Here is a 6,933-nt window from a genome sequence, read left to right as displayed (position 1 = left end):
AAGAGAAGAGGCGGGGCATGCCCCGCCTCTTACACCACATCTCTGCGCGCTACCCCCGATGAGGCACTCGACGGAAAATACATCCCAGAAATGGCCTTTGAGCTGGGATAAGATTTCCGCGGCATCTCGGATTCTCAAAAATGAGACACGCCGTTGGCGAAAATGAGACACGTGATATCGGGCATCGGATGTATCATTTGCAAAAATGAGTCCACTCCACTCGAATAAAGCGAGGTCCCTCATGTACGTTCCACACCCCCGTATCCGTAGGCTGTCGAAAATCCCGCTTGTTGGGACGGCGGCGCTTGCTGCGTTGATCGCCACGAGCGTCGCCTGCTTCACGGCCACGCCCCAGGTTGCCCAGGCGGCAGACGCGCCCGCAATCACCGATATGACCGAGCAGGATTATCAAGCCCTGGGTCTGGGCACGAGCGAGGACATTCCGGCCGATACCGTTGGCCCCTACTCCACCACCACTCCCACGACGTTTGCCACGCGCAGCGAGGTCTATATGGCAGTTAACGGTAGCCATGGCAATCGCTACACTCTGCGCGACAAGCTCGAGAACGTCGAGCGCGGCGATCTTGGCGGCAGCAGCAAACTCACCGATGGCTATGGAAGTGTGTGGGGCGCCGCAAAGTTCTGGCAAAACGTCAACAACTTCGATACGAACAGCGATCTCTACAAGCATAGCGACTACGGTGGCGGCACCTGGTCGTACCTAAGCAACAATGAGTCCTCAACAGTACTCGCCAACGACAACAACGGTTTCTCGGGCATTCACGCCACGAGTGTTGAGTTCTGCAGCGACGCCAGCACGGGCAAAAAGAGCCGCGTTGCCGAGCTCCGTGCCTACGGCGACAGTTCCTCCACGACGATTGACGGCAAGTCATACGCCGGAAAGGTTGAGCTGGTCCTCTACTCGTTTAGCAACGGGCGTACGCGCACTCTCGACACACACCTGCCGGTGACGGTCAACACTAATATGATGTACGAAGGCCGTTTTAAGTACCTGGATGCCGGTTACCTGCAAGAGCACGACGCCGTCTTTGATGTCGAGGCGGGCGATGTCGATGGCGACGGCGTCGACGAGCTTTTTGTCTACGCGGGCTGCTATGTCGACGAGAACGGCGTGCGCAAGGCTGTAGTCGACATGTATGACTTGGAGGGCGGCAACTGGAAGCAAAGCGTCGTCAAGATCGATGCCGGTAACGCCGCGGACTACACCACGCACAACAAGGGCGGGAACGACTCCTGGACGCAGCTTCAGTCAGCTCCTGTCGTTTCGCTAGCGGCCGGCGACCTCGATCGCGATTTTTGCGATGACCTCGCCATCGTGGTCTCGGCACCCTACGGCAAGAAGAATATTGATAAGTCGACGCATTGCGAGCTGTTTTCGTGGGATGCATCCAAGGGTGCGCTCGTCCATGTCGATGCTCTGGGCGACGCGGGCGCAATCTCCCTCTCCGCGAACGGCAAGACCATGGTCGCTGCGAATGCGACGTTCGGCACGTTTGCCGCCTACGATGAAGAAGGAAAGAAGACGGGTGAAACCGTCACGGGCCTTATTCTTGCGGGCTATGACTGGCAACGCAGCGCTTTTGATTACGGCGCTTCTGACGGCAGCAAGGGGCTGTACGGCGCGCTATACCGCTACGCGTATTTTGACTCGGAGTCTGGCGAGTTCAAGCTTTCCGATTGCAAGGAATACAGAGACGGGCTCCTCGCCTCCTATGGGCTGATGCATGTGCCCAACAGCGCATGGAAGGATAGCGCTCAGGATAAGCGCTATCCGTGCACCTTGGCGCCTATTGCCCTTGCCACTGCCAACCTTGACGGCCTGTCCGAGCAGCTGGCGGTCGACGAGGTGCTCGTGGGCGGCGATGTGTTCCGCGACTTTGCCTGCAACACGGCACAGAGCGGGGCTCAGGGCTTGGGGTCCATGGTCGGAACCATGAGCATGAGCGGTCAGCAATACAACAGCAGCAACAAGCATGACCACAAGGGTATAGAGCAGGTGTGGATCAGCGACGTCAAGGCGGGCAGCGTCTCGGGTTCGGACCGCTATAACGAGAGCTTTATCGCCGTGGTGGGCAAGCACCGCGACGAGGACCTGCGCAAGAACGATGACTACTATTGGATGACCGCCTCGCATTTTTCGCTCGACGAGAACGGAAAGGTGCGCCGCGGCGAGGAGCAGGTGATTAGCGAGAGCAACCGTCGCGGCACTACCTACGGCACATTTATCTCGCTCGCGCTGCCCGATGTCGACAACGACAGCGTCAAGATCACGTACAAGGACCGCTACAAGGTCTATACCAACCCGCGCGTGCTTGCCGTGCTGCAGGATGCGCCCTATGTGGAGGATCTGGAGCAGGCATACGGCTATCTGGTGTTGGGCGGCACGTCATACGGAGAGGAAAAGGGCACGGGGACATCCCAGGGCTATACCATTGGCGCCGAGTTGGGCGTTGCCGTCGAGGTGCAGACCGGTCCGCCCCTGGTCGCGATGAATGCTTCAGTCGATTTTGCCGCCGAGGGATGCTATGACTACCGGAGCGAGCGCACGGTCAGCGCAAGCGTAAGCTATGAGTCGCATGCCGGCGAGGGTGACAAGGCCGTGCTCTACACGATTCCGATGGTCTATTACGAGTATGAGATCGAAAATGAGGAAACTGGTGGCAAGGGCGTGATGGCGGCGCCCGTGTCGCTCGGCGCGCAGACCTCGGTCGTTAATGTCGAGGCCTATGACCGCATTGCCAAACAGCACAATATGACGCCGCTCAGCTACTTTTTGACCAACCGGTCGGGAGAACCCGGAACCTATCAAACGACACTCAACGGCGAGACTCCCGTTGGGGATTCCTTTGGCCTGGGCAAGCCTGGCGTAACGCGCGCCTACACGCACGATGGATTTAACGGCGCCGCCGCGCAGTCGGGGGCGAGCATTGAGCAGACCATCGAAGTCGAGGAGGGCAAGGAGCAGGAGCTCGAGCTCGGCTTGACGCTGAACGGCAGCGTTGTCATGGGCGCGAAGCTCGCAAAGCACGAGTTGTTTGGCGGCCTGTGCTTTGGTGCCAACGCCGGCTTTACTACGGGTAACTCCTCGAGTGAATCGACCGAATACGGCGGCACCGTCGACAACCTGCCCGAGGCCGCGCAGGGCAAGTACGGTTTTGTGTGGCGTCTGGGCGTCAACGCGGTGGATGTCGACAAGTTCGAGGCAGACTCGGGCGACAAGCTCGGCACCAAGGACACCGACCAGTTCTGGATCGTGGGCTATGACGTTAAGGACGTCGAGATGCCCGACGCGCCGGCCGTGACGGGCTTTACGGCAAACGCCGTCGATTCGACCAGCGTTACGTTTAGCTGGGACGATGTACTCGCAAACAAGAGTGGCTTTAGCTACGGCGTGGGCATGCTGCAGAGCAATGCGGCGGATGCGGTCGTCAATAGCTGGAAGATTGCCGACAACACGCAGACCTCGCTCAAGTGGGATGGGCTGCAACCCAATACGGAGTATCGATTCGCCATCGCCGCTGTTAAGAATGGATCCACGACCGAAACAGGTATTCGCTCGGCAATCATCACGGTCAAGACCATGCCCGATGGCATGACGATGACCGTGAGCGGACCTGCGGCGGATGCTGCGGAGGGGTCGGATCTTGGATACGACTCTTCGGTTGAGCGCACGGCGGGAAGCCACCTGACGCTCTCGGCGATTGGCCATGTGAAGCAACTCGGTGCCGACGATAGCGAAACAGGGCTGGCACCGACCTATATGTGGTACCGCAAGGGCCGCGGCGAGACAGAGTTTAAGCTCGTGGGTGCCGATGGCAACCTCGCGGCTGGAACGGCCTCAAAGCTCGAGATTGACCTGACCGCAGACGATGACGGTGCGCAGTATTACTGCCACGTGGGATACAACGACGTGGGCCTCGACACCGGCACGACGCTCGTGAATATCGAGGCCGAGGAGACGGCGCCCACAACGGTGAACGCCACCCCGATCCGCACGCGCCGCCTGTTCTCACAGGCAAGTGCGGGCGCCAAGAAGTTCCTGGACCATACGCTGGTAAACACCGCCGGCCCAACCGATTCCGAAGGCTCAAAGGACCTCGAGACTCCTGAGACCCCGACGAACCCGGACAAGCCCAAGTCCGACAACGGAGCTAAGACCGACACCAAGGTCAAGACTACGACCACAGCGAAGAACCTCGTAAACACCGGCGACCAAACATTCGCCCTAGTCGCCACCGCAGCAGCAGCGGGAGCAACGCTCGTAGTGATAGCCCTCATCATGCTGATCAAGCGCCGCAAGACCCACTAGTAGCCAGTCGAACATATCGACAACCCAAAAACCCGGGTAGCCAAAAAACAGGCCACCCGGGTTTTCTGTTGAGTGGAGACTCCGCAAGCGGAAACTGCATCCCATTCCAGACAAGAATTCCGGGACACACTTTCCGCAAACAAAGAAGGCCACATAACGTGGCCTTCGTCTTGCGCAGGACTGTCCGAGCAGGGAACCTTATATGCCTCCGCCTGGACAGACGTTTCAGTTGTGGCTCAGCAGCTAGCAGCTACTTAATCTTGGTCGTACCCGGCGCCAGGTTGGGGTCGGTCTCGTTGGCCTCGGTCTGGAAGTGCTCGGTGTACACGTTCTTGCCGTCGCGGAACATTTCGTAGTACTGCATCTTGGCGTAATCCTCGCGCGCCTTGGTGGCGGCTGCTGCGGCGGCGTCATCACCGGTGACGTTGGAGGAGAGCGCCCAGCGCAGGCTGGCGTCCTCGTAGCCCACGGAGTTGATGGCGGGCAGCGACTCGCGCAGCGTCATGTGCGCCTTCTGGTAGTCGGTCAGCGGTGCGCCGATCAACTGCATCAGCTGGGTGGACAGATAGTTGGTGGACAGGTCATCGACCTCGCTCGTCTGGTCGCAGCCGGCAACGTCGTAGTTGGCCCAGATGATGTAGTCGGTCTGCCACAGGCGCTCTTGATGCGTAGCGTCGTCCTCGCCGGTAAACCACTTATCGTTGAACTTGGACGGGAAGAACGGCTGGTGATCGCCCCAGAACACCACGACCACCTTGCGGTCGAGCTTGCTCAAGGCGTTGAGGAAGTAGCGCAGTGCCTGGTCGGACTGCTCAATGCACGAGACGTACTCGTCGACATCGGAGAGCGTGCCGTCCTCGACGGTCTTGGTGTCCAGGTCGGTCGTGTCGATGTTGAGGTGCATCTGCTTGTCGACCGGCAGCAGACCCGTGTCGTAGCCCGAGTGGTTCTGCATGGTCACATCGAAGATGAACTGTGGGTCGGCGTTCTGGTTAAGCAGCTCAAGAATCTTGTCGTAGGTCGCCTGGTCGGTCACCATGCCACGCAGGGTATCGGCGCCCTGGAAGTCGTTGATGGACAGGAACTGGTCAAAGCCAAAGTCCTTGTAGACGTTCTCACGGTTCCAGTTGGTCGCGTGGTTGGGGTGCATGGCCGTGGTGGAATACCCGAGCGACTTGAACTGCTCGGCCAGATTCTCGGTCGTCTCCATGTTGTAGATGGTGTACGGGTACACGCCCGAGCCCAGGTTGGCCATAGAGTTGCCGGTCATAAACTCAAACTCGGTATTGGCGGTACCGCCGCCGTAGGCGCTCACGTAGAGCTTGCCGCGGCTGAGGCAGTTAGACAGGCTCTTAAAGTACTGCGGGCCCTCGTAGCCGGCGCGCATGTTCTGGTAGATGGACAGGTCCGAGAAGGTCTCGTTCATGATGGCGATGACCGTGGGCTTCTCGCTGTCGAATTGCTCTTTTGCGGCGGCGCGCTCGTCGCTCTTGGCCGCGTCGGACTTGTCGTAGGCCTTGGCGTACTTTTTGAGCGTGGCCTTGGCATCGTCAACGGAGTAGTCGGCGGGTTTGGGCGGCTTGATGGACTGTGCTGCACTAATAAAGGCAGGCAGATAGCCCTCGCGCCAGTAGCTCTCGAGCGGGCGCCAGGTGTAGACGGTGATGCCGAGAGTGTTGTAGTAGTCGATGAGGGTGACGTGCGCGGTCACGCCGCCCAGGCACAGCACGGCGACGAGCAGGTTGGTGAGCAGCATGCGCTTGGCGTTGGCGGCACCCTTCTGACGGTGCGGTGCCACCAGGCCGGCGTACTCGCACAGCAGCATGGCGATGGCGGTAAAGCCCATGGACAGCACACAGAACAGCGAGATGGAGAAGGTGTAGCCGGTGCCGGCGACCGCGGCGGCGGTGGAGATGGCCGAAAGGTCGCCCGGCTGGATGGGCATGGATTTAAACGTGATGACGAAGAACTCGGCAATGCCCAGGACAAAGAGGGCAAAGGCCAGGACCGCGGGGGCTGCGCCGTGGCGCTGGAATAGGAAGAACAAACCGACCATGAGCACGGTGATGATGGCCCATTCGAGCAGGATGCACAGGGGGTAGACCCAGGTAAAGTCGTGGTTGGACGAGACTTCCATTCCCAGCAGCGCAAAGACGCCGGCGAGCAGCAGGCACAAGACAGCGGCGACGAGCGGTTTGCCCACAAAGGCGCCGCGCAGGCGGGCGAGCTTGCCGGTGGGGGCGGGGGCGTCGGGCGCGGCGAACGCAAAGACGCGCGGGGCGATGCGATCGCGGGCGATGCTGGCCCAGGCGCATCCGGTGAGGATGGCGTTGGTCAGGATGAGCATCACAAAGGCGAGCGGCTCGTTTTGGGCGACGAGGCCAATGGCGCCCCAAATAGTCAAAAAGACCTGGAACAGGCCGAAGACGACGCTCCACCCAAGAGCGCTTTTGGCAACGGTGCCCGACTGAGCGCGAATGGCCTTGGCCTCGCGCAAGACAAGGTAGACGGTCGCCGCAAGACCGACGAGCGAGATGGCGGCAGCGAACATGCTGAGACTCCTCACAAACTAAAACGTACGAAAGCGGGGGTTTACCCGATTG

At 60.0% G+C, this 6,933-nt stretch carries 2 protein-coding genes; one reads left to right on the top strand and one right to left on the bottom strand.

Features of this window, described 5'->3' with window-relative positions:
- Positions 1-241: 241 nt before the first annotated feature.
- Positions 242-4,330, top strand: coding sequence for a fibronectin type III domain-containing protein (locus tag I2D41_RS04585; protein ID WP_195363691.1), 4,089 nt, complete (start codon positions 242-244; stop codon positions 4,328-4,330).
- 250 nt (positions 4,331-4,580) lie between these two features.
- On the opposite strand, the gene I2D41_RS04580 is transcribed toward I2D41_RS04585, so the two are convergent.
- Positions 4,581-6,881, bottom strand: coding sequence for an LTA synthase family protein (locus tag I2D41_RS04580; protein ID WP_195363690.1), 2,301 nt, complete (start codon positions 6,879-6,881; stop codon positions 4,581-4,583).
- Positions 6,882-6,933 lie beyond the last annotated feature (52 nt).

Origin of the sequence: Collinsella aerofaciens, from assembly GCF_015552075.1 — a bacterium.
In the GTDB taxonomy this organism is placed as follows: Bacteria; Actinomycetota; Coriobacteriia; order Coriobacteriales; family Coriobacteriaceae; genus Collinsella; species Collinsella aerofaciens_Y.
Note: the sequence above shows the minus strand (reverse complement) of the source record. Positions and strands in the feature narration are given on the sequence as shown.